At 72.0% G+C, this 21,083-nt stretch carries 19 protein-coding genes; 10 read left to right on the forward strand and 9 right to left on the reverse strand.

The features are described from left to right. Positions 1–9 precede the first annotated feature (9 nt). The 3 genes from ACWEGE_RS11770 to ACWEGE_RS11780 form a co-directional block, all read right to left on the reverse strand. Positions 10–333: a WXG100 family type VII secretion target gene (locus ACWEGE_RS11770; RefSeq protein ID WP_449660395.1), complete on the reverse strand. Its 324-nt coding sequence runs from the start codon at positions 331–333 to the stop codon at positions 10–12. Further along, positions 333–935, reverse strand: a complete 603-nt coding sequence (locus tag ACWEGE_RS11775; RefSeq protein WP_449660396.1) for a YbaB/EbfC family nucleoid-associated protein — start codon at positions 933–935, stop codon at positions 333–335. The genes ACWEGE_RS11770 and ACWEGE_RS11775 overlap by 1 nt, the downstream gene beginning before the upstream one ends. A gap of 91 nt (positions 936–1,026) precedes the next feature. Then, complete coding sequence (locus ACWEGE_RS11780; protein WP_449660397.1) at positions 1,027–2,319, reverse strand: MFS transporter; 1,293 nt, start codon at positions 2,317–2,319, stop codon at positions 1,027–1,029. A 338-nt stretch (positions 2,320–2,657) separates the two neighbouring features. On the opposite strand from ACWEGE_RS11780, the gene ACWEGE_RS11785 reads away from it, so the two are divergent. Further along, complete coding sequence (locus tag ACWEGE_RS11785; RefSeq protein WP_410562893.1) at positions 2,658–3,239, forward strand: YqgE/AlgH family protein; 582 nt, start codon at positions 2,658–2,660, stop codon at positions 3,237–3,239. Here ACWEGE_RS11785 and ACWEGE_RS11790 read toward each other — a convergent pair. Further along, positions 3,236–3,655, reverse strand: a complete 420-nt coding sequence (locus tag ACWEGE_RS11790; RefSeq protein ID WP_449660398.1) for an SdpI family protein — start codon at positions 3,653–3,655, stop codon at positions 3,236–3,238. The genes ACWEGE_RS11785 and ACWEGE_RS11790 overlap by 4 nt on opposite strands. Before the next feature lie 65 nt (positions 3,656–3,720). On the opposite strand from ACWEGE_RS11790, the gene ACWEGE_RS11795 reads away from it, so the two are divergent. The 3 genes from ACWEGE_RS11795 (at position 3,721) to ACWEGE_RS11805 (ending at position 8,706) form a co-directional block, all read left to right on the forward strand. Continuing rightward, positions 3,721–4,881 carry an esterase-like activity of phytase family protein gene (locus tag ACWEGE_RS11795; protein ID WP_449660399.1) on the forward strand — a complete coding sequence of 387 codons (1,161 nt, stop codon included), beginning with the start codon at positions 3,721–3,723 and terminating at the stop codon, positions 4,879–4,881. 156 nt (positions 4,882–5,037) lie between these two features. After that, positions 5,038–7,878 carry a leucine--tRNA ligase gene (gene leuS / locus ACWEGE_RS11800; protein WP_449660400.1) on the forward strand — a complete coding sequence of 947 codons (2,841 nt, stop codon included), beginning with the start codon at positions 5,038–5,040 and terminating at the stop codon, positions 7,876–7,878. 90 nt (positions 7,879–7,968) lie between these two features. After that, complete coding sequence (locus ACWEGE_RS11805) at positions 7,969–8,706, forward strand: SDR family oxidoreductase (protein ID WP_449660401.1); 738 nt, start codon at positions 7,969–7,971, stop codon at positions 8,704–8,706. Here the strand turns inward: ACWEGE_RS11805 and ACWEGE_RS11810 are convergent. After that, positions 8,703–9,440, reverse strand: a complete 738-nt coding sequence (locus ACWEGE_RS11810; RefSeq protein WP_449660402.1) for a TetR/AcrR family transcriptional regulator — start codon at positions 9,438–9,440, stop codon at positions 8,703–8,705. The genes ACWEGE_RS11805 and ACWEGE_RS11810 overlap by 4 nt on opposite strands. A gap of 376 nt (positions 9,441–9,816) precedes the next feature. On the opposite strand from ACWEGE_RS11810, the gene ACWEGE_RS11815 reads away from it, so the two are divergent. From ACWEGE_RS11815 to ACWEGE_RS11830, 4 genes are all read left to right on the forward strand, one after another. After that, complete coding sequence (locus ACWEGE_RS11815; protein ID WP_449660403.1) at positions 9,817–10,686, forward strand: ribokinase; 870 nt, start codon at positions 9,817–9,819, stop codon at positions 10,684–10,686. A gap of 28 nt (positions 10,687–10,714) precedes the next feature. Then, positions 10,715–11,452 carry a hypothetical protein gene (locus ACWEGE_RS11820; protein ID WP_449660404.1) on the forward strand — a complete coding sequence of 246 codons (738 nt, stop codon included), beginning with the start codon at positions 10,715–10,717 and terminating at the stop codon, positions 11,450–11,452. Then, positions 11,445–13,097, forward strand: coding sequence for a phosphoenolpyruvate--protein phosphotransferase (ptsP, locus tag ACWEGE_RS11825; RefSeq protein ID WP_449660405.1), 1,653 nt, complete (start codon positions 11,445–11,447; stop codon positions 13,095–13,097). Before ACWEGE_RS11820 ends, ptsP begins: the two co-directional genes overlap by 8 nt. A 398-nt stretch (positions 13,098–13,495) precedes the next feature. Then, positions 13,496–14,914: an MFS transporter gene (locus ACWEGE_RS11830; RefSeq protein ID WP_449660406.1), complete on the forward strand. Its 1,419-nt coding sequence runs from the start codon at positions 13,496–13,498 to the stop codon at positions 14,912–14,914. Between the two features lie 77 nt (positions 14,915–14,991). Here the strand turns inward: ACWEGE_RS11830 and ACWEGE_RS11835 are convergent, their stop codons facing one another. Beyond that, entirely contained in the window at positions 14,992–15,654 is a 663-nt protein-coding gene (locus ACWEGE_RS11835; RefSeq protein WP_449660407.1) for a DUF1707 SHOCT-like domain-containing protein, read from the reverse strand. A gap of 201 nt (positions 15,655–15,855) precedes the next feature. Between ACWEGE_RS11835 and ACWEGE_RS11840 the strand changes: the two genes are divergently transcribed. Next, on the forward strand, positions 15,856–16,752 hold the full coding sequence (locus tag ACWEGE_RS11840; RefSeq protein WP_449660408.1) for a hypothetical protein: 897 nt from the start codon (positions 15,856–15,858) through the stop codon (positions 16,750–16,752). Positions 16,753–16,756: 4 nt separating this feature from the next. Here ACWEGE_RS11840 and ACWEGE_RS11845 read toward each other — a convergent pair whose 3' ends face one another. From ACWEGE_RS11845 to ACWEGE_RS11855, 3 genes are read right to left on the reverse strand one after another with little or no spacing between them, the layout of a single operon-like run. Further along, positions 16,757–17,416 (reverse strand): response regulator, encoded by a 660-nt coding sequence (locus ACWEGE_RS11845; RefSeq protein WP_449660409.1) that lies wholly within the window; start codon positions 17,414–17,416, stop codon positions 16,757–16,759. Continuing rightward, on the reverse strand, positions 17,413–18,549 hold the full coding sequence (macS, locus tag ACWEGE_RS11850; protein ID WP_449660410.1) for a MacS family sensor histidine kinase: 1,137 nt from the start codon (positions 18,547–18,549) through the stop codon (positions 17,413–17,415). Before macS ends, ACWEGE_RS11845 begins: the two co-directional genes overlap by 4 nt. Further along, entirely contained in the window at positions 18,546–19,745 is a 1,200-nt protein-coding gene (locus ACWEGE_RS11855) for an AI-2E family transporter (protein WP_449660411.1), read from the reverse strand. The genes macS and ACWEGE_RS11855 overlap by 4 nt, the downstream gene beginning before the upstream one ends. Positions 19,746–19,970: 225 nt before the next feature. Here ACWEGE_RS11855 and ACWEGE_RS11860 point away from each other — a divergent pair, with 225 nt between their 5' ends. Then, positions 19,971–20,909, forward strand: coding sequence for a hypothetical protein (locus ACWEGE_RS11860; protein WP_449660412.1), 939 nt, complete (start codon positions 19,971–19,973; stop codon positions 20,907–20,909). Positions 20,910–21,083: the final 174 nt, after the last annotated feature.

Consider the following 21,083-nt stretch of genomic DNA (forward strand, 5'->3'; position numbering starts at 1 on the left):
ACCCACGCGTCAATGCCCCTTGCCCAGCTGGGACGTCACGTCTTCGTCGGCCCCCGACAGGGCCTTCATCGACTTGCTGACGTTCTGCTGCATCCCCCGCAACCCCGCCACGAGGTTGGTGAAGCCTTCGACGGCGCCCTGCGCGCCCGGTACGTAGTCCTTGGCGAACTCCTTGCCGGAGTCGTCCCCGCCCCAGCACTCGCCCTGCGCGGCGAGCGCGGACTGCAGCGCCTTCGCCGCGTTGTCGAGCGCGTCAGCCGCCGTCACCAGGCCGTTCGACGCGCGCAGGACCGCCTCCGGCTCCGCGGTGAACCCGGAACCCCCGTCCGGCATCAGTCGCCCCTCGTCATCCACGACGACGGCGGCTCTTCGTCGTCCTCACGCGGCGGGCGGACGCGCTTCGGCGTGGGCTTCGGGGCCGGCATCGGCGGCGGCGGCGCGGCCTGCTCGTTGCGCAGGATCGAGCCGCCCTCTTCGAACGACTCCGGTCGCGGCGCCGCCGGTTCCTCGGCGAGCTCGTCGAACGAAGGGATCGGCGGCACCAGCCCGGCCAGCGACGGCGCACCTTCGACCAGGTCGGCGAGGTCGGGCAGGCCCTCGGTGATCGGCGCCATCAGGTTCGCGATCTTCTGCTTGACCTGCAGCGATCCCTGGCGCACCAGCGACTGGACGGTGTTCGCGAGCTGCGCGGGCGTCGTGCGCTCGAAGGTGTTCGGGGCGAACTCGAGCTTCGCGAGGCTGCCGCCGGCGTCGATGGTGGCGCGGACCAGCCCATCGGGCGAGCTCACCTGGGCGGTGGTTTCGGCGGCCGCGGCCTGGGCGTCACGCAGCTGGGCGGTCTGCCGCTCGAAGTTCTCCAGGAGGGTGTCCATCCGGTCCTTCATCGCGGCATTGCGCGCTTCCAGCTGCGCACGGTCGTCGCCCGCGGTGGTCACAGGTGCCCCCGGTGTCCCTCGAAACTACTAATGACTGCTCGTCACCCTAATGCCAATGGAGCAGTCATCGTGACCGGTTCGGGTGTTTGCGTCAGCGAATCGCCCGCCGCCGGGCGAGCGCGTACCCCGCTCCGCCGACGAAGTAGCAGACGGTCGCGGCGATGAGCAGGCCCGGCGAACGGCCGTCGTCCGGCACGACCAGCGCGCCCAGCGAAACCGCCGCCACCTGCGTGATGTTGAACAGCGTGTCGTACAGCGCGAACACCCGGCCGCGGGCTTCGTCGGCGACGTCGAGCTGGATCGACGAGTCGACGCACAGCTTGAGCACCTGACCCGCGCCGGTGATCACGAACGACGCGAGCAGCGCGAGCGGCAGCACCATCGGCAGGCCGAACGCGGACTGCGCGATCGCCGCCAGCAGCAACGCGCCGAGGATCGCGCGCAGCCGGCCGAACCGGCGGATGATCCGCGCGGTCAGCAGCCCGGCCAGCAGCAGCCCGGCGCCGGCGAGCACCGCCATCTGCCCCAGCCCGGGCAGGCCGGCGCGGAAGACGCCGTGGTCGGTGAAGTAGTTGCGCATCAGCAGCACGGTGACCAGCAGCGACACCCCGAACGCCGCCCGGTGCGCGAACAGCGCGATGAACCCGGCGGTGACGCCGGGCGCGCGCCACGCGTGCCGGGCGCCGTCGGCCAGCCCCCGCGCGACGGCCAGCACCGGGTTCGTGGGTTCGTCCACCACCGTCGGCCCGAGCACGCCGCGGGCGAAGCCGCGGGCGATCAACGCCGAGACCAGCGTGCCGAGCACCGCGAACGCCGTGGTCTCCGCCGAGCCGACGTCGTTGCTGCCGAAGAGCGCGCGCAAGCCGATCGCGCAGCCACCGCCGATGACGGCGACGACCGAGCCGAGCGTCGTGGCGAAGGCGTTCGCCGTCACGACGCTCTCTTCCTCGACGACGTGCGGCAGCGACGCGGAGAGGCCCGAGCCGATGAAACGGGAGATCCCTTCCGCGGCCAGGGCCAGCGAAAACAGGCCGAGCCCGCCGAACCCGAGCCCGACGGCGGCGGACGCGCAGGCGATCGCCAGCCCGCGCAGGAGGTTCGCGAAGATCAGGACTTTTCGCCGGTCCCAGCGGTCCAGCAGGGCACCGGCGAAGGGGCCGACGACCGAGTACGGCAGCAGCAGCGCGGCGAACCCGCCCGCGATGGCCAGCGGATCGGCGGCCCGTTCGGGGTTGAACAGGACGGCTCCGGCGAGGCCGGCGCGGAAGACGCCGTCGCCCCAGCTCGCGGCGAAGCGGGTGAAGAGGAGACGCCGGAAGTCCGGGTCCTTGAGCAGTTCCCGAGGGCCTCTTCGCACGGTCGCCGAGCGGGCGCTGATCGTCACGAAGCCAAGGGTAAGACCTGAGTGTGGGGCATCGGTCAAGGGAACGGCCCCGAACAGGACCTGGCCGACGCACTCGGGGGTCCGGGGGCTTGCCCCCGGGTGAACACCCTCAGTGCGGCCATCGGGAAGGTGGCGCAGCCGCCGAACAGGGGTGGCCGACGCACTGAGGTCGCCTCTCGGCGGCTATGCGCAGTGTGGCTCCAGCCGGACGGTATTCCACAAAGGCGGTTCTTCAGTGAGCCCGGGGGACACGGAGTGCGCCGGCCACATGTTTCAAACGGGGCTCGTGGGGCGATTGTTCCCGAGCCGAAGTAATTCGCCGGGCCAAGGGTGGGATCATGGGTCGCGTGCCAGCGGACGCCGAGGTTGAACCGGGAACGCTCCTGGTCGCCGCCCCCACCATGGTCGACCCCAACTTCCGCCGGACCGTGGTGTTCGTCATCGATCACCGCGAAGAGGGCACGCTCGGCGTGGTCCTGAACCGGCCGAGCGACGTCGCGGTGCACGACGTGCTGCCCAACTGGGGCGGGCACGTCGCCGAGCCGCAGGCCGTGTTCGTCGGCGGTCCGGTCGAGAAGAAGACCGCGTTGTGCCTGGCCGCACTGCGCACCGGCGAAACGGCGGCGAGCGTGCCGGGGGTGATCGCGGTCCGCGGCCCGGTCGCGCTGGTCGACCTGGACACCGATCCCGAAGCGCTGGTGCCGAAGGTCCGCGGCGTGCGCGTGTTCGCCGGGTACGCGGGCTGGGACTCGGGTCAGCTGGCCGGCGAGATCGAGCGCGAAGACTGGGTCATCGTGCCCGCGCTGCCGAGCGACATCCTGGCTTCACCGGACGGCGACCTGTGGAGCCAGGTCCTGCGCCGCCAGGGCATCCCGCTGGCGCTGCTGGCCACCCATCCGGGCGACCTCCAAAGGAACTAGGCCTCGTCCTTCTTGAAGACGCCGCAGCCGCCGGCGCCGCACGCGCAGCCGCTGCAGCCGGCGGGCGCCGCCGGAGCCGGGGCGGGCACGGTCAGCGCGGCCCGGTTGCCGAGCACGCCACCGCCCATGACCAGCACGAGCATCGCGAGCACGCCCGCGAGCGCGGCGGAAACCAGCAGGCCGGTCGTCGGCATGGCCAGCCCGGCCAGCCCGGCGAGCACGGCGATCGCGCCCCCGGCCATGGTCGGCAGGCCCGCGACGCGGTTGGCCAGCTTGAACGCCTCTTCGCTGCGCAGCGACGCCTCGGTGCGCACTCCGGTGCCGCCCTCGCGCGTCAAGCGCTCGCGGAACCCGAGGAACCCACCAAAACCGACGAGCAGACCCAGCACGACCGGAACCAGCGCGATAGCGAACACGGGTCAAGGATAAGCGTGACGTCCCGGCAACCTGCCGGATACCCTGATCGACTGTGCTACAGGCCATGTCACCGCGTGTACTGCCCACCGTCCTGGCCGCTGCCCTGATCGGGGGAATCCTCGCCGCGACGCCGGCGAGCGCCACCGAGAGTCACCAGCGGCCGATCCGGCTGCTCGGCGAGAAGATCGTCCCCAACGCCCTGCCGTTCCAGGGCACGACGGTCGGCGGCCTGTCCAGCATCGACTACGACCCGCGGACCGGCGGCTACGCGCTGATCTGCGACGACCGGTCGGCGATCAACCCGGCCCGGTTCTACACCGCGCAGTTCCCGGTCACCGCCCACGGCGTCGGCGACGTCACCTTCACCGGCACGAAGCCGCTGCTCCGCCCGGACGGCACGCCATACCCGCCGCTCGCGCAGAACGACCCGTCGAAGCCGCAGAACGAGCAGACGATCGACCCCGAAGAGCTGCGCGTCGACCCCTGGACCGGTGACTACTACTGGTCGCAGGAGGGCGAGCGGACCGCGACGACGCTGATCGACCCGTCGGTCCGCGAGGCCCGCCGCGACGGCGAATACGTCCGCGACCTGCCGATCCCCGCGAACGAGAAGATGACGCCGACGGCCGGCCCGCGGCAGAACCTCGTCCTCGAGGGCATCACGTTCACCGGCTTCGGCGCGCTGCTGGCCAGCGAGGTCGAGGGCCCGCTGCTGCAGGACGGCCCGGAGGCGACGACGACGTCCGGCGCGCTCTCGCGGATCACCCTGCAGACGCGGTTCGGGCCGGTCCTGGCCCAGTACGCCTACCCGCAGGAGCCGCTGTTCGCCGCGCCGGTGCCGCCGACGGCGTTCGCCACCACCGGCGTCTCCTCGATGCTGGCCGTCGACCAGGCCGACCCGACGAAGTTCCTCATGATGGAGCGCTCGTTCAGCACCGGCGTGGGCAACAAGGTGCGCGTCTACGAGATCGACACCTCGGGCGCGACGAACGTCCTGAACGTGAAGTCCCTCGCCGACGCGAAGCACGTGAAGCCGGTGAAGAAGCGGTTCCTCTTCGACGCGGCCGACCTCGGCCTGTCCACTGTGGACAACCTGGAGGGCATGACCTGGGGCCCGAAGCTGCCGAACGGCGAGCGCAGCTTGATCTTGGTCAGCGACAACAACTTCTCCGCGACCCAGGTCACCCAGTTCGTCGCACTGGCGGTCCCCTCGGAACGGCTTTGACCAGCAAGTTACGATGTGCACATGAACACGGCTCGGCTGCTCCTTAGCCTGCCGCGCTGACCGGGCCCGGCCCGGCCGGCGCGGCGACCCCTCATGCCCTGGTGGCTGAGGGGTCGAGTTGTTTCTGGAGTGGCTCGAAACCAAAGGATGACGGCGATGACTGAGGCGACAGGGACCGACGTCCCGGCGCACCGCTACACGGCCGCGCTGGCCGGTCAGATCGAGCAGCGCTGGCAGGACCACTGGGCCGACCAGGGGACCTTCCACGCGCCGAACCCCGTCGGGCCGCTCGCCGTCGAGGGGCAGCCGGTGCCCAGCGACAAGCTGTTCGTCCAGGACATGTTCCCGTACCCGTCGGGCTCCGGCCTGCACGTCGGGCACCCGCTGGGCTTCATCAGCACCGACGTCTTCGCCCGCTACCACCGGATGATCGGGCGCAACGTGCTGCACACGATGGGCTTCGACGCGTTCGGCCTGCCGGCCGAGCAGTACGCGGTCCAGACCGGGCAGCACCCGCGCAAGACCACCGAGGAGAACATCCGGACCTACCTGCGCCAGATCCGGCGCCTGGGCCTGGGCCACGACGAGCGCCGTCGCATCTCCACGATCGACCCCGAGTACTACCGCTGGACGCAGTGGATCTTCCTGCAGATCTTCAACAGCTGGTACGACACCGAGGCGGGCAAGGCACGCCCGATCGCCGAGCTGGAGGCCGCCTTCGCCGACGGCTCCCGCCCGACGCCGGACGGCCGTGACTGGGCGGCGCTGAGCGCGGCCGAGCGGAAGAGGGTGATCGACGACAACCGGCTGGTGTACATCTCCGAAGCGCCGGTCAACTGGTGCCCGGGCCTGGGCACCGTGCTGTCGAACGAAGAGGTCACCGCCGACGGCCGCAGCGAGCGCGGCAACTTCCCCGTCTTCCGCCGCAACCTGCGGCAGTGGATGATGCGGATCACCGCGTACGCCGACCGCCTGGTCGACGACCTGGACCTGCTGGACTGGCCGGAGAAGGTCAAGTCCATGCAGCGGAACTGGATCGGCCGCTCGCACGGCGCCCGGGTCACCTTCAAGACCGGCGAAGACGCGATCGAGGTCTTCACGACCCGCCCGGACACCCTGTTCGGCGCCACGTACATGGTGCTGGCACCGGAGCACCCGCTGGTCGACAAGCTGGTCACGGCGGAGTGGCCCGCGGATGTCGATTCTCGCTGGACCGGTGGTGCGGCGACGCCCGCCGACGCCGTCAAGGAGTACCGCGTCGCCGCGTCGCGGAAGTCCGAGCTGGACCGGCAGGAGAACAAGGAGAAGACCGGCGTCTTCACCGGCGCGTACGCCACGAACCCGGTCAACGACAAGCAGATCCCGATCTTCGTCGCCGACTACGTGCTGATGGGCTACGGCACCGGCGCGATCATGGCCGTGCCCGGCCAGGACGTCCGCGACTGGGAGTTCGCCGAGAAGTTCGGCCTGGAGATCATCCGGACCGTGCAGCCGTCCGAGGGCTTCGACGGCAAGGCGTTCACCGGTGACGGCCCGGCGATCAACTCGGGCTTCCTGGACGGCATGGACGTCGCCGAAGCCAAGAAGACGATCATCGACTGGCTGTCGGAGCACGGCGCCGGCACCGGGACCGTCCAGTACAAGCTGCGCGACTGGCTGTTCTCGCGCCAGCGCTACTGGGGCGAGCCGTTCCCGGTCGTCTACGACGAGGCCGGCGAGGTCCACGCCGTTCCCGAGTCGATGCTGCCGATCGAGCTGCCCGAGGTCGCCGACTATTCGCCGGTGACGTTCGACCCCGAGGACCGCGACTCGATGCCGTCGTCGCCGCTGGCGCGCGCGACCGACTGGGTCGAGGTCGAGCTGGACCTGGGCGACGGTGTCAAGAAGTACCGCCGCGACATCAACACGATGCCGAACTGGGCGGGGTCCTGCTGGTACCAGCTGCGCTACCTGGACCCGACGAACAGCGAGACGTTCTGCGCGCCGGAGAACGAGCAGTACTGGATGGGCCCGCGGCCCGGCGAGTACGGCGCGGACGACACCGGCGGCGTCGACCTGTACGTCGGCGGCGTCGAGCACGCGGTGCTGCACCTGCTGTACTCGCGGTTCTGGCACAAGGTGCTGTTCGACCTGGGCCACGTGACGTCCAAGGAGCCGTACCGGAAGCTGTTCAACCAGGGCTACATCGAGGCGTACGCGTACACCGACTCGCGAGGTGTCTACGTCCCGGCCGAGCAGGTCGAGGAGCGCGACGGGAAGTACTTCTTCGAGGGCGAAGAGGTCACCCAGGAGTACGGCAAGATGGGCAAGAGCCTGAAGAACGTCGTCACGCCGGACGAAATGGCCGAGAACTACGGCGCCGACACGTTCCGGTTCTACGAGATGGCGATGGGCCCGCTGGCCATGTCGCGCCCGTGGGCGACCAAGGACGTCGTGGGCGCGCACCGGTTCCTGCAGCGGCTGTGGCGCCTGGTCGTCGACGAGGCGACCGGCGAGCTGCGGGTGTCCACTGAGGACGCTTCGGAGGCGGACCGCAAGGTGCTGCACCGCACGATCGCGGGCGTCCGCGAGGACTACGCGGAGATGCGGTTCAACACGGCCGGCGCGAAGCTGATCGAGCTGAACAACCACGTCACGAAGGTGTACGGCGGGGCCGCGGCGACGCCGCGCGAGCTGGCCGAGCCGCTGGTGCTGATGCTGGCGCCGCTGGCCCCTCACCTGGCCGAGGAGCTGTGGCACCGGCTGGGCCACGTGGACTCGCTGGTGCAGGGCCCGTTCCCGGTGGTGGACGAGAAGTACCTGGTGGAGGACTCGGTCGAGTACCCGATCCAGATCAACGGCAAGGTCCGCTCCCGGGTCACGGTGCCGGCTTCCGCTTCGAACGACGAGGTCCAGGCGGCGGCGCTGGCGGACGAGAAGGTCGCGACCATGGTCGGCGACGGCTCGCCGCGCAAGGTCATCGTGGTGCCGGGCCGGCTGGTCAACATCGTCCTGTAGCGCGGAGTCCGAAAGCCGCCGGTGGTCGTGGTTCGTTCCCGATTTGATTGAGCTGTCAACGAAAACGGCTCGATCGAAGGAGAACCGGGGATGACCCTCGACGGCAAGGTGGCACTGGTGACGGGCGGCAGCCGGGGCATCGGCGCGGCCACCGCACTGCGGCTCGCCGAGGACGGCGCGGACGTCGCGCTTACGTACCAGCACAACGGCGTGCCGGCGGCCGAGGTGGTCGACAAGATCAAGAACCTCGGCCGCCGCGCGCTGGCGATCCAGGCGGATTCCGCGGACGCTTCGGCGGTTTCGTCGGCGGTCCGGGCGACGGTCGCCGAGTTCGGCCGGCTGGACGTGCTGGTGAACAACGCGGGCGTCGGGTTCGTCGGCGCGTTCACCGAGACCGCGATCGAAGATGTCGACCGCGTGCTGGCGGTGAACGTCCGCGGCGTGTTCGCGGCGACCCAGGCCGCGGCCGGCGTCCTGGCCGACGGCGGCCGCGTGATCACCATCGGCAGCTGCGTCACCGACCGCGTGCCCGGCCCGGGCATGGCGCTGTACGCGACGAGCAAGGCGGCGATGGTGGGCCTGACCAAGGCGCTGGCCCGCGAGCTGGGGCCGCGCGGCATCACGGTCAACCTGGTCCACCCGGGCCCGACGGACACGGACATGAACCCGGCCGACGGCCCGTACGCGGCGGACCAGCGCGCCCTGACGGCGTTCGACCGCTACGGCCGTCCGTCCGAAGTGGCCGCGGCGGTCGCTTACCTCGCCTCACCCGGCGCGGAGTACGTGACGGCGGCGGTGCTTTCGGTCGACGGCGGCCACGCGGCCTAACCCGAGTAGAGCCCGATCTCCCGCGCGAGGTCGGCGAGCATCGATTCGAACAGGACGTCCGGTTTGGACATCGGGATCGGGTAGTTGCCGAAGACCTCGAGCGTGACGTGCCCGTAGATCCGGGCCCAGAACTGGATCATCAGGTACGTCACGCCGAGGTCGATCTTTTCGACCGGCACGCCCTGGTCGGACTCCACGAGCACGGCGACCAGCGACTCCTGGAAGGTCTTCAGGTCGTCGCGCAGCTCGTCGGGCACGCTGCTCGCCGACGGCAGCACGATGTCGTGGCGGGCGAGCACCCGGCCGGCGGCGGCGAGGAAGATCCGCCCGAACGGCTCGTCGACCCGGCTCAGCGCGCTCCCCGACGTCGACCCGATTCCCCCGGTCGGCGACGCGAAGACCAGCGTGAACTCCTTCGTGTGGGTGAGCGCCCACCGCCGGAAGCCCTTGCAGATGGCGAACAGCTGCAGCACCCCGTCGTCCGGCAGCTCGGCGATGTCTTCGGCGAGGTCGTCGGCCAGGTCGGCGCAGACGTCCAGCCGCAGGTTCTCGACGAGGTCGTCACGCGACTCGTAGTACCGGTAGAGCGCGGGCGCGGTGATCCCCAGCTCCCGCGCGATGGCGCGCAGCGTGACCGCCTCCGGACCCTGCTCGACGAGCAGCTTCCGGGCGGTCCGCCGGATGTCCAGTTCGGTAGCCGCACGCGCGCGACCCCTCCGCGTGGGGTGGCTCATCCGAACAGTCTAAGTGCTTGGTACGACGAATTTTGCCTCAACGGGAGGTCCGCCGCCGGCGCCCGGCCGAGGAGCAGGGGGCGCCGCCGACGCCGATCACTCGGGGGGCTACGTGATCGGCGCCGGCGACCCGATGCCCTGTCCGGCTCGCGCCGGTCGGGGCAACGTCACCACGTCTCCGCGATGACGCACCAGGAGAGCGGGACCGGGGCCACCAAGTGACGGCCGGGGGACGGACATCCCCCGATCGAGTGACGGGCTTCCGCTGCTCGCATGATTGTCGCACTCAGCCCCGGATAAGTTACAAAAACCTTCACTTTCCCCTTGCTTGCCGGTGCTGACCTGGCCCGGACCGGTTCGTGGGAAAGTGCGGGGTATGAACTCGGACGTGCTCGTTGTGGGATCCGCCAACGCCGACCTCGTCGTCGCGGTGGACCGGCGGCCGGGCGGCGGGGAAACGGTGCTGGGCGGCGACACCGTGCTCTCGCCGGGCGGCAAGGGCGCCAACACCGCGGTCGCGGCGGGCCGGCTCGGCGCCGACGTCGCGCTGCTCGGCGCCGTCGGCGACGATCTCTACGGCAGGCTGCTGCTCGATTCGCTCCGCGCCGCCGGCGTCGACACCGGGCTCGTGCGCACCAGCGAGCGGCCGACCGGCATCGCCTACATCACCGTCACCCCGGACGGCGAAAACTCGATCCTCGTCTCCCCCGGCGCCAATGCGAGCCTCGAGCCCGCCGACGTCGACGCCGTCTTCGACGGGGTGGAGGTCATGGTCGCCTCGCTGGAGGTGCCGCTGCCGACCGTCGAGCACGCTGTCGCGCGGGCCGCCGAACGGGGTGTGCGGGTCCTGCTGAACCTGTCGCCGGCGGCGGAGCTCTCCCCGGAGACGCTGGCCAAGCTCGACGTGCTGCTCGTCAACGAGCACGAGGCCGCCTGGCTCACCGGGCCCGGCGCGGACTTCCGGAAGCTGCTCGACCGCGGGCCGCGGGCGGCCGTCGTCACGCTCGGCGCGGCCGGTGCCGTCGTCGTCGAAGCCGGTTCGGTGAGCCGGGTGGAGTCGCCCGAGGTCGAGGCCGTCGACACCACCGGGGCCGGGGACGCCTTCGCGGGCGCGCTCGCCGCGTCGCTCGCGGACGGCGCCGACCTGGTCGCCGCCGCGAAGCGAGCGGTGCGCGTCGCGGCGTTCAGCGTGACGCGGCCCGGGGCTCAGCCGTCCTACCCCACCGCCGCCGACCTGGGGGAATGATCACCCGGACCGCCGTGTTGCAGATCACGTGGGCGATTCGTTCGGCTCGGCCTGGTGGCGCGGCTACGCCGCTCAGCTGCGGGCGATCGCGGACGCCCGCCGCCCCGACCGGCTCGCGATCATGCCGCTCGACGAGACCCTCAAGGCGCTCGGCAAGCAGACCGAGATCGACGAAGGCGTCTACGACGTGCCCCTGGAAGGTGTCGTCGGCACGGTCGCCCGCGCCGGGGACTTCGACCGCGAGTTCCGGCCGCGCAACCGCGCGCTGCGCGACCGCTGGGAGCAGCTGACCCGGACGTCGGCGGACCTGCCGCCGGTCCGGCTCGTGCGGCTCTCCGACATGTTCTTCGTCGAGGACGGCCACCACCGGGTCGGCATCGCGCGTGCGCGTGGCGCCCGGACCATCCGCGCGCGGGTCCGCTGGATCAGCACGGTCGCCTGCGCGCTGCGCTGCCTGACGCTCGCGGACCTGCCGTCGAAGACCGCGGAGCGCATGTTCCTCGAGCGCGTGCCGCTGCCGGACGACGTCCGGCTCGGGCTGTGGCTCGACGACCCGGCCGACTGGTTCCGGCTCGCCGACTCGGCCGAGGCCTGGGGTTTCCGCCGTATGCTGGCCGGATGGCCCGTGCGCAGCCGCGACGAATTGGCCGACTCCTGGTGGCACGAGGAGGTCCGTCCGGTGCTCGAACAGGTACGGCAGCGCGGTTTGTGCCCGCCACCACGAGATATCCAGGCGTACCTGAGCTATGGTCTAGACCATGCCTGAGTTTGCTGCCGCCGCGCCCGAGCGGTCCCTCGCAGGAGTCGCCGTCAGTCCTGGCCGGGCGAGTGGCCCCGTCGTCCGGGTCGCGGAGCCGCTCGGCGAGCCCGCCGCCACCCCCGCCCCGGCCGATCCGGCCGCCGAAGCCGCCCGGATCGCCCCCGCGGCCGCGACCGTCGCCGGCCGGCTGGAGAAACAGGCCGAGACCGCCACCGGCGAGGCCGCCACGATCCTCATCACCACCGCGGCGATGGCGGCCGACCCGGCGCTCGCGTCCCAGGCCGAAACCCTGGTCAAGACCCAGGGCCTGCCCGCCGCGCGCGCCGTCTACCAGGCCGCCGAAGGCTTCGCCGAAGCACTGGCCGCGGCCGGCGGGTATATGGCCGAGCGCGTCCGCGACGTCCGTGACGTCCGCGACCGGCTGATCGCCGAGCTGCTCGGCATCGCGCCGCCGGGCGTGCCCGAGCTGGCGTCGCCGAGCGTGCTGGTCGCCCGCGACCTCGCGCCCGCCGACACCGCCGGCCTCGACCCGGCGAAGGTCCTCGCCCTGGTCACCGAGGAGGGCGGCCCCACGAGCCACACCGCGATCCTGGCGCGGGCGCTGGGCATCCCGGCCGTCGTCGCGGTACGCGGGCTGCTGGCCCTGGACGCGCAGGCGCTTGCGGTCGACGGCGACACGGGCACGGTCGAGGTCGCCGACCCGTCGGCCCCGGTCGTCACGGCGGAGGTGGCCAAGCTCGCCGAGTGGAACGGCACGGGCGCGACGGCCGACGGCCACCGCGTGAAGGTCTACGGCAACGTCGGCTCCCCGGCCGACGCCCAGGCCGCGGCGGACGCGGGCGCCGAAGGTGTCGGCCTGTTCCGCACGGAGTTCTGCTACCTGGACGCCTCGGACGAGCCATCGGTCGCCGACCAGCGCGCGGCGTACACGGCGGTGCTGTCGCCGTTCCGCGGCAAGCCGGTGATCGTCCGGACGCTCGACGCGGGCGCCGACAAGCCACTGGCGTTCCTCTCCCCGGAGGCCGAGCCCAACCCGGCGCTGGGCGTGCGGGGCCTGCGCGTGGCGTTCGACCGCCCCGAGGTGCTGGACCGCCAGCTCGAGGCGATCGCGGGCGCGGCGGCGGACTCGGGCGCCGAGGTGTCGGTGATGGCCCCGATGGTGGCCACGGTCGAGGAAGCGGCCTGGTTCGCCGAGCGGGTCCGAGCGGCAGGCATCGCCCGCGCGGGCGTGATGATCGAGATCCCGGCGGCGGCGCTGAGCGCGCGCGAGATCCTGGAGGCCGTCGACTTCGTCTCGGTGGGCACGAACGACCTGGCCCAGTACACGTTCGCGGCGGACCGCCAGCTGGGCGCGGTGGCCAAGCTCAACGACCCGTGGCAGCCGGGCCTCCTCCGCCTGCTGAAGCTGATCGGCGACGCGGCCAAGGCCACGGGCAAACCGGCAGGCGTCTGCGGCGAAGCGGCAGCCGACCCGCGCTTGGCCCTGGTCCTGGCGGGCTTGGGCCTGACGAGCCTGTCGATGAACGCCCCGGCCGTCCGCGCGGTGGGAGCCAGCCTGGCGGCAACGACCCTCGCGGAGTGCGAGGCGCTGGCGGAAGCAACCCTGGCCACGACCAACCCGACGGCAGCCCGCGCGGCGGCCCGCCCCTGAGCCACCGACACCCGACGCCGACCTGGCCGCCGGCCTCGGCGGTCAGGCCGCCGGGCGCATGGGGGCCGCCGTGGATCGAGCCCCGAACTGCCGCCGGTCCGATCGTTTCGCCCGAGCGCGAATCATGCCCACCCGCAGGGGCGCCCCCCACTTTCAGTCTATCGGTCATCACCGACAGTGCTGATCCGTGCGACCCTGAACCAGCGTGGTTGTCCACATTGACCGAGGGGTGTGGGCAGCCCGCCCCAAGCCCCAAGCCCCGAACGGCCGTCCCGGAGACCCCGGGGCGGCCTTCGTCGCGTTCGGACCCGAAAAAGATCCGGCCCGTTGTCGATCCCGGCCGCGGCCGCTCGACGAAGAGGTGAGAAGCGAAGCACCCGAGTCGGGAGGACCCCACCATGACCGCCACCATCTCCGGCCCGGCCGAAGCAGCCCCGGCAGCAGCCGTCCCGGTCGAAGACGTCCGGGCCGGGCGGCGGGAATGGATCGGGCTGGCCGTGCTCGCCCTGCCCACCCTGCTCGTCTCGCTGGATGTCTTCGTGCTCGTGCTCGCGCTGCCGAAGATCGCGCTCAGCCTGCACGCCGATGGCACCGAACAGCTCTGGATCATGGACACCTACGGCTTCATGGTCGCCGGCTTCATGGTCACCATGGGCACCCTCGGCGACCGGATCGGGCGACGGAAACTGCTGCTCGTCGGGGCCGCCGCCTTCGGGGCCGCCTCGATTCTCGCCGCCTTCTCCACCAGTGCCGGGATGCTCATCGCCGCCCGGGCCGCGCTCGGTGTTGCCGGGGCCACGCTCGCTCCCTCGACGCTCTCGCTCATCGGGACCATGTTCGAGAACCCCCGCCAGCGGGCCGAAGCCATCGGGATCTGGGCCGGCTGCTTCACCGTCGGCGCCATCGTCGGACCGCTGGTCGGCGGCTTCATGCTCGAACACTTCTGGTGGGGCTCGGTCTTCCTGCTCGGCGTCCCCGCCATGGTCCTGCTGCTGGTCATCGGCCCGAAGCTGCTGCCGGAGTACCGCGACGAGACCGCCGGGCGCCTCGACCTGCCGAGCGTCGCGCTCTCGCTCGGCGCCATCCTGCCCGTCGTCCACGGCGTCAAGGAACTCGCCCGCGATGGCGTCCACCTCGTCCCGGTGCTGGCCCTCGGGGTCGGCCTGGTCGTCGGCTACGTCTTCGTGCAGCGGCAGCGCACCCTCGCCGACCCGCTCGTCGACTTCGGGCTGTTCGCCGCCAAGGCGTTCCGGACCACCCTCGGCGGGATGCTGCTGTTCAGCATGCTCGGCGGCACCACCATGCTCTTCGTCGCCCAGTTCTTCCAGCTCGCGCAGCACCTGTCGCCGGTCGGGGCGGCGCTGGGGCTGCTGCCGGGGATGGCCGCCTCGACCGTCAGCTTCCTCGCCGCTCCCGTCCTCGCCCGCCGGGTCCGGACCGGCGCGCTGATCGCCGGTGGGGTTGCCCTCGCCGCGGCCGGCATGGCGATCCTCGCTTTCGCGGATCCCGCCGCCGGGCCGCTGTGGCCTTCGCTCGGGTTCGCCGTGACGTCGCTGGGGGTCGGGCCGATGGTCGCGCTGGGTACCGACCTCGTCGTCGGGTCGGTTCCGGTGCGCAAGGCGGGCGCGGCCGCTTCGCTGGCCCAGACCGTCAACGAGTTCGGCTACGCCTTCGGCCTCGCCACCGTCGGCACGCTGGGCAACGCCGTCGTCCGTGCCCACGGCCTGCCCGCCGGGCTGCACGTCGTCGCCGGGCTCGCCGCCGTCGCCTTCGCCGTCCTCGTCTGGTTCGCCGCGCGGAACCTGCGGAGCTCCTGACCGCGAAAAGCGAAGGCCTCCCCACCCGATGCCTGGGTGGGGAGGCCTTCTTGACGCCGGGGGCAGAGGGGCCCCGGCTAGCCGAAGAGCCCGCGCCGCGGGTGCCGGACGACCAGCGAACCGCCGTGGACCCGGCCGCTCAGCACGAACCGCGGGTTGCCCTGCCGCCCGTTGCTGCGCGTCTTGTCCTCCATCGAGCCGAACTTGACGTCGCCGATCGCGTTGAGGTCCACCGCGGCGTGCTCGGGGATGATGATCTCGACCGAGCCCCACTTGGCGTCCAGCTCGATGTACACCACCGGCGACTGCACCTGTGCCTCGGTGAAGTCCAGCTTCGTCGAGCCGTACTTGTTGCGCACGACCAGCTGCGACGGCACCACCCACGGCCCGCTGCGGACGAGCGACGAGTACTTCGCGTTCAGCTCGAAGCGCTGCCCGGGCGCGTAGCCGGGGTACCCCACCGGAGGCGCGTACGCCGGCGCGGCCGTGAGGGCCGCGGCCGGGTGGTAGAGGCCGGCCAGGTCGGCCAGCACGGCGTTCAGCTCGCCGCGCGTCCTCGACGCCAGCGCGCGGTCGGTGCGCTCGGTGAACTCGTCGAGGTCGATCATGCCGCGGCCGATGGCCTTCTGGAGCACACCGACGACGTGTTCGCGCTCGTCGTCGGACACCCGGAGATCCCGCTCGCTCAACGGCATGGTTTCGGTCACCGGTTCCGCCGCCGCGGTCTCTTCCTCGCCCATGACCACGATGGTAGAACTGGAACCCACCAGGGAGATCGGGGGAAAACCCTGAACAGACCCGTATTCCGCGCCACCGTCGCCGCGGCTGCCGTCCTGCTGGCCGGGTGCACCAACGCCGCACCCCCACCGCCGCCACCGCCCCCGGGGCCGCTGGCGGAACTCTCCGGCATCCAGGCGACCGGCGGCATCAGTGTCACCGCGTTGCTGCCGACCGTCGCCCCCACCCTGTTCGACGCCGACCACGGCCCGGTGGCCACCCCGCCCGGCTACCCCGGCGGCGACCTCCGGCTGGACGTGGTGCGGGCCGGGAAGCACGTCGTCCTCACCGCCCGCCCGACCTACCCCAACGGCGCCGAGCCGTTCGAGATCCTCGAGTACACCGGGCCGTCGAGCCCGCCGCGGTCCCTCGGCCGCGCCTGGTCGGCGGGGCCGGACGCGGCAGGCGAAGGCGTGTGGCTGATCCGGCAGGACGCGCCGGACGACTGCCGGCTCCAGCACGTCTCGTTCGACGGTGGCGAGCTCGGCCGCGGCCAGCCCGCCAGCTGTCGCACCCGGGTGCGGAACGAGACCCTGCACGGCCTGCTGATCACCATCAACGCCGACGCCGCCGAGTCCACCGACGCCCTGATCGAGCCGGCGACCGGCCGCACGGTCCGGCAGGCGCCGCGCATCCTCGGCGCCGCCGGCGACTGGCTGCTGCTCGACGGCCTGACCGACCTGACCCTGGTCGACCTGCGGAACAACAGCAGCAAGAAGCTCAGCCGCCCCTCGATCGGCGCGGCGCCCACCGTGGTGCCCGCGCGCGACGGGGCCGTTTGGGCCGTCGACTTCGCGAACCCGTCCTACCGCAGTACCAGCACGCAGACGCGGGACATCTGGCTGCTGCGCCCGGGCGGGCCGACCTGGGACCACGCCCCCGGGATGCCGTTCGTCACCGAGCACCTCGGCCGCGGTGGCGGTTTCGACTGGTCGGACGCCGGTGACCTGGTGCTCGCCGACGGCGTCCTCGCCGCCTGGCACCCCGGCGAACCGCAGTGGCGCCTGGCGCGGGCCGCGCTGCCGAAGGGCAACTGGTCGGGCTTCGCGGTCCTGCCCTAGCGGGTCACTCCTCGTCGAGGCCGTGCTCGATCGCGTACCGGGCCAGCTCGACGCGGTTGTGCAGCTGCAGCTTCCGCAGCGTCGACTGCACGTGGTTCTCCACCGTGCGGTGCGACAGCACGAGCCGCTCGGCGATCTGGCGCGCGGTCAGCCCCTTCGCGACCAGGCGCAGGACGTCGGTTTCCCGCTCGGTCAGCCGCGGCGGCTCGGCGCCCTCGGCCGGCGCGTCGGCCATTCGCCGGTACTCGCCGAGCACCAGCCCGGCCAGACCGGCGGTGAACACCGGGTCGCCCGCGGCGGTGCGGTGGACGGCGTCGACCAGCTCCACCGCGGACGCCGACTTCACCAGGTAGCCGGACGCGCCCGCCTTCACCGCCTCCAGGACGTCCTTGTGCTCGCCGCTCGCCGAGAGCACCAGCACCTTCGTCGACGGCAGCGCCGCGGTGATCTCGCGGGTCGCGTCCACCCCCGACGTGCTGCCCAAGTTCAGGTCCATGAGGACGACGTCCGGCTGCACGGTCCGGGCGATCCGCAGCGCCGCCTCGGCGTCCGGCGCGGTGGCCCGGACGTCGAAGCCGTGTTCGGTCAGGTCGCGGGCCACCCCGTCGCGCCAGATCGGGTGGTCGTCGACCACCATCACGGAGATCCGCGGTTCGTCGCTCATTTCGCACCCCTCGTGCTCGGCACCCTGACCTCCCACTCCGTGCCCCGGCCGGGCCCGGTGTCGAGGGTCGCGCTCCCCCCGAGGTCGCGAACCCGCCCCCGGATGGATTCCACCACGCCGAGGTGCCCTTCCGCGGCGGCTTGCTCGAGAACGCCGTCCGGTATGCCCGGTCCGTCGTCGCGGATGCTCACCACGACCTCGTCGCCGAGGTCCTCCAGCAGCACCCAGGCGTGCGCGTCCGGGCCCGCGTGCTTCTCGACGTTCGACAGCGCTTCGCGGGTCACGGCGACCAGCTCGCCGGTGACGTGCGCGGGCAGCTCGACGTCGTCCGCCGGGGCCGAGACCTGCACCGACGACGTCGCGAGCACCTGCAACGCGGCGCGCAGGCTCATCGTGCCGCTGTCGGTCAGCTGCACCGGCTCGGTCGTCACCAGCGACCGCAGCGCGATCTCCTGCTCGCCGGCCAGCCGGGCCAGCTCCGCCGCTTCGCCGCCGACCTCGTTGCCGCGCTTGCGGACCCGCGCGAGCACCTGCAGCACGCTGTCGTGGATCGACCGGGCCAGCCGTTCCCGCTCGGCGGTCGCCGCTTCCTTCCGCAGCGCCTGCTCCAGCCGGGCCGCCGACCGGCGGGCCATCGTCGAAGCCATGCCGACCAGCAGCCCTGCGGCGGCGAGCAGGACGCCGTCGCGGGCGACGTCGAGGTCGAACTTCTCCCGCGCCAGCGCGGTCGCCACGCCGACGACCAGCCCGGCGAGCACCCCGCCTGCCGCGCCGAACCGGGCGCCCGCGGCGACCGGCGGCACGGCCGCCCACACCGTGGTGATGAGCGGGACGTTGAGCGCGAACTGCGCGTCGCTGAGCACCCAGGGCGAGGTCAGCAGCAGCCCGGTGGTGAACACGAGGTCGAAGACGACCAGTGACGGCGGCCGCGTGCGCTCGCGCAGGTAGAGGAAGCTGCTGACGACCGACCACAGTGCCATCACGCCGAGGACCGTCCACGCGAGCCACTCGCGCCGGTACTCACCGCTCTGGACGATCACCGTGCCGCAGGCGAACGCCCAGGTGAGGACGCGGAAAGCCAGCACGCCCCGCCACATGGGCGTGACGGGGTCGGGCGTCCGCCGGACGCTCACTTCTCGTCTTCGCCGCGGGTCGGGACCGTCGCCCCCGGGGTGCCGGGCTCGGCGTCGTTCGGCTGCGCGGCCTGGTCCTTGAGGACGTTCACCTCGGCCGGGTCCGGGTCGGTCTCGTGCAGCAGGGACCGGATGCCCGCGTTGAGTACGGCCAGGATCGGCACCGCCATCAGCGCGCCGGCGATCCCGCCCACGACGAGACCGGCGGTGATGGCCAGCACCACGGCGAGCGGGTGCAGCTTCACCGCGCGGCCGAGCAGCAGCGGCTGCAGCACGTGGCTTTCCAGCTGCATCACGCCGATCACGATGGCCAGCACGATCACCGCGCCGATGAAGCCGTTGGTGACCAGCGCGATCAGCACCGCGACGCCGCCGGTGATCACCGCGCCGATGATCGGGATGAACGCGCCGAGGAACACCAGCGTCGACAGGGGGATCACCAGCGGCACGCCCACGATCCACAGCCCGATACCGATGCCGACGGCGTCGACGACCGCCACGGCCGCCGTCGCCCGCACGTAGCTCACCAGCGACGCGAACCCGCGGCGCCCGGCGACGTCGACGCGGTTGCGCACGCGGGCGGGCACGCCGCGGACCAGGAACGTCCAGATCCCGTCGCCGCCGCTGAGGAAGAAGATCGTGATGAACAGCGTCAGCAGGAAGCCGGTGACGATCTCGCCGACCGTGCTCGCCGTGGTCAGCGCGGTGTCGGTGAGCCACTTCTGGTTGTTCTGCAGGAAGCCGAAGACCTGGTTGATGAAGTCCTGGATCTGCTCCTGGCGCAGGTGCACCGGGCCGTTGATCAGCCAGTCCCGGATCTGGTTGAGGCTCTCGTTGAGCTGTTTCTGCAGCTGCGGCAGGCCGCTGGAGAACTGGGTGACGACGAACGTCAGCAACCCGGCCAGCACGGCGAGCCCGGCGATCAGCACGATCGCCGTCGCGAGCCCGCGCGGGAAGCGGACCGCGACCAGCTTCTGCACCGCCGGGGCGAGCAGCGCCGAAACCAGCAGGGCGATGCCCAGCGGGATGACGACGACGGCCAGGTAGCCGATCGCCCACACCACCGCGTAGAGCGCCGCGACCACCACGATGAACCGCCACGCGAGCGCCGCGCTGATGCGCAGCCCGCGGGGGATCAGCCCGGTGACGTCCTCGTGCTCCGGCAGGAACGGGTCTTCGCGTCGCGCGTGGGTCACCGGCTCACCGTAGCGGCTGGACCGCCCGATTCGGCCGTTTTCCCGCCGCCGCGTCCGACACGCGTGACGGCCAGGCATGATCACCGAACGTCAAACCGGGTTACACCGTGTGTCTTTCACACGATGGGGGCATCAAGTCGTGTCGAGGGTGCGCGGCGCGGCGCCGGTTTGATTAGGTCGCTTCCGCAACAGCCGGATCACGAACTCAGCACGAGGAGACGACGAGTGGCCACCAGCGCGACGAACGAGGGGCAGGGCGCGAAGCGCGCCGGCCGTCTCGTGTCGCGTGCGCTGCTCGTGCTCGGCGGCGCGCTGGCGGGTACCGCCGCCGCGTGGCTCGTTTCCGACGTCACCGCGTCCGCCGAGACCGTCCAGGTCGGCACCGCTCCCGTCACCGAAGCCGCCGACGGCAGCATCGCCGACGCGGACCACGGTGCCGCGAACTTCGCGGGCGACGTCACCACCGCGAGCTGCCACCAGGACGCGACGACGTGGAGCGAGCCGCAGTCCGGGAACCCGGCCCGGTGCACCCTCCCGCGCGAGGTCTCCGAGCGCGTCGGCGACTCGGTCTCGGACCTCGCCGACGACGCGGTGGTGAGCCCGGCCGAGCGCACCCTGGGTGTGGTCGAGCACATCGTCCGCAAGCCCGAGGACACCCGCCAGGTCATCGAGCAGGCCATCACGCCCGAGCCGGCCACGGACTTCGGCCGCCAGGTGTGGCAGCTGCTCGACCCGGCCAAGCACGGCAACCTGCTCCCGGGCCTCGCCCCGGCCGGCCAGGAGCCGGCGGTCACGGGCATCGGACAGCAGTCCGATGCGGCCGCCGCGACCCCGGTCGAACTTCCCGCCGCATCGCCCGCCACCGCGCTCGCGATGCCGGTGGTTCTCTCGCACGACGACGTCACCGGTGCCGCGGGCCAGTCCCGCGACGGGCACCGTGAGCTGCCGTCACCGCTGACGCCGGCGCAGCTTCCGGTTGCGCCGTCCGTCCCCACCGCCCCGGGTGGCCCCACGGCCCCCGGTGGACACCTCGACGGGTTCAACTTCGGCGTCCCCTCTTGGGCGACCGAGGCCGTCGACTCCGCCGTCGCGGCGATGAGCCGCGCCGGCCTGCGCCACTCGATGCGCACCCCGGGCGAGCAGCCCGGCGTCACTCCTGACTGAACACCTCCCTTCACGGGTCGCTGACGCACCCACGTCCGTCCTTCGCTGACGGCTCGGCGTCCGCGCAACACCCGTGACTCGGCGGTGCGCTTTGTTGCGCCCGCAAGACGTTCCACCTCCCCCTCGGTGCGGATCGACGCACCTTCATGAACCCGCAAGGGAACCCGAAATAAA

The sequence above is a fragment of the Amycolatopsis sp. NPDC004747 genome, assembly GCF_053601335.1.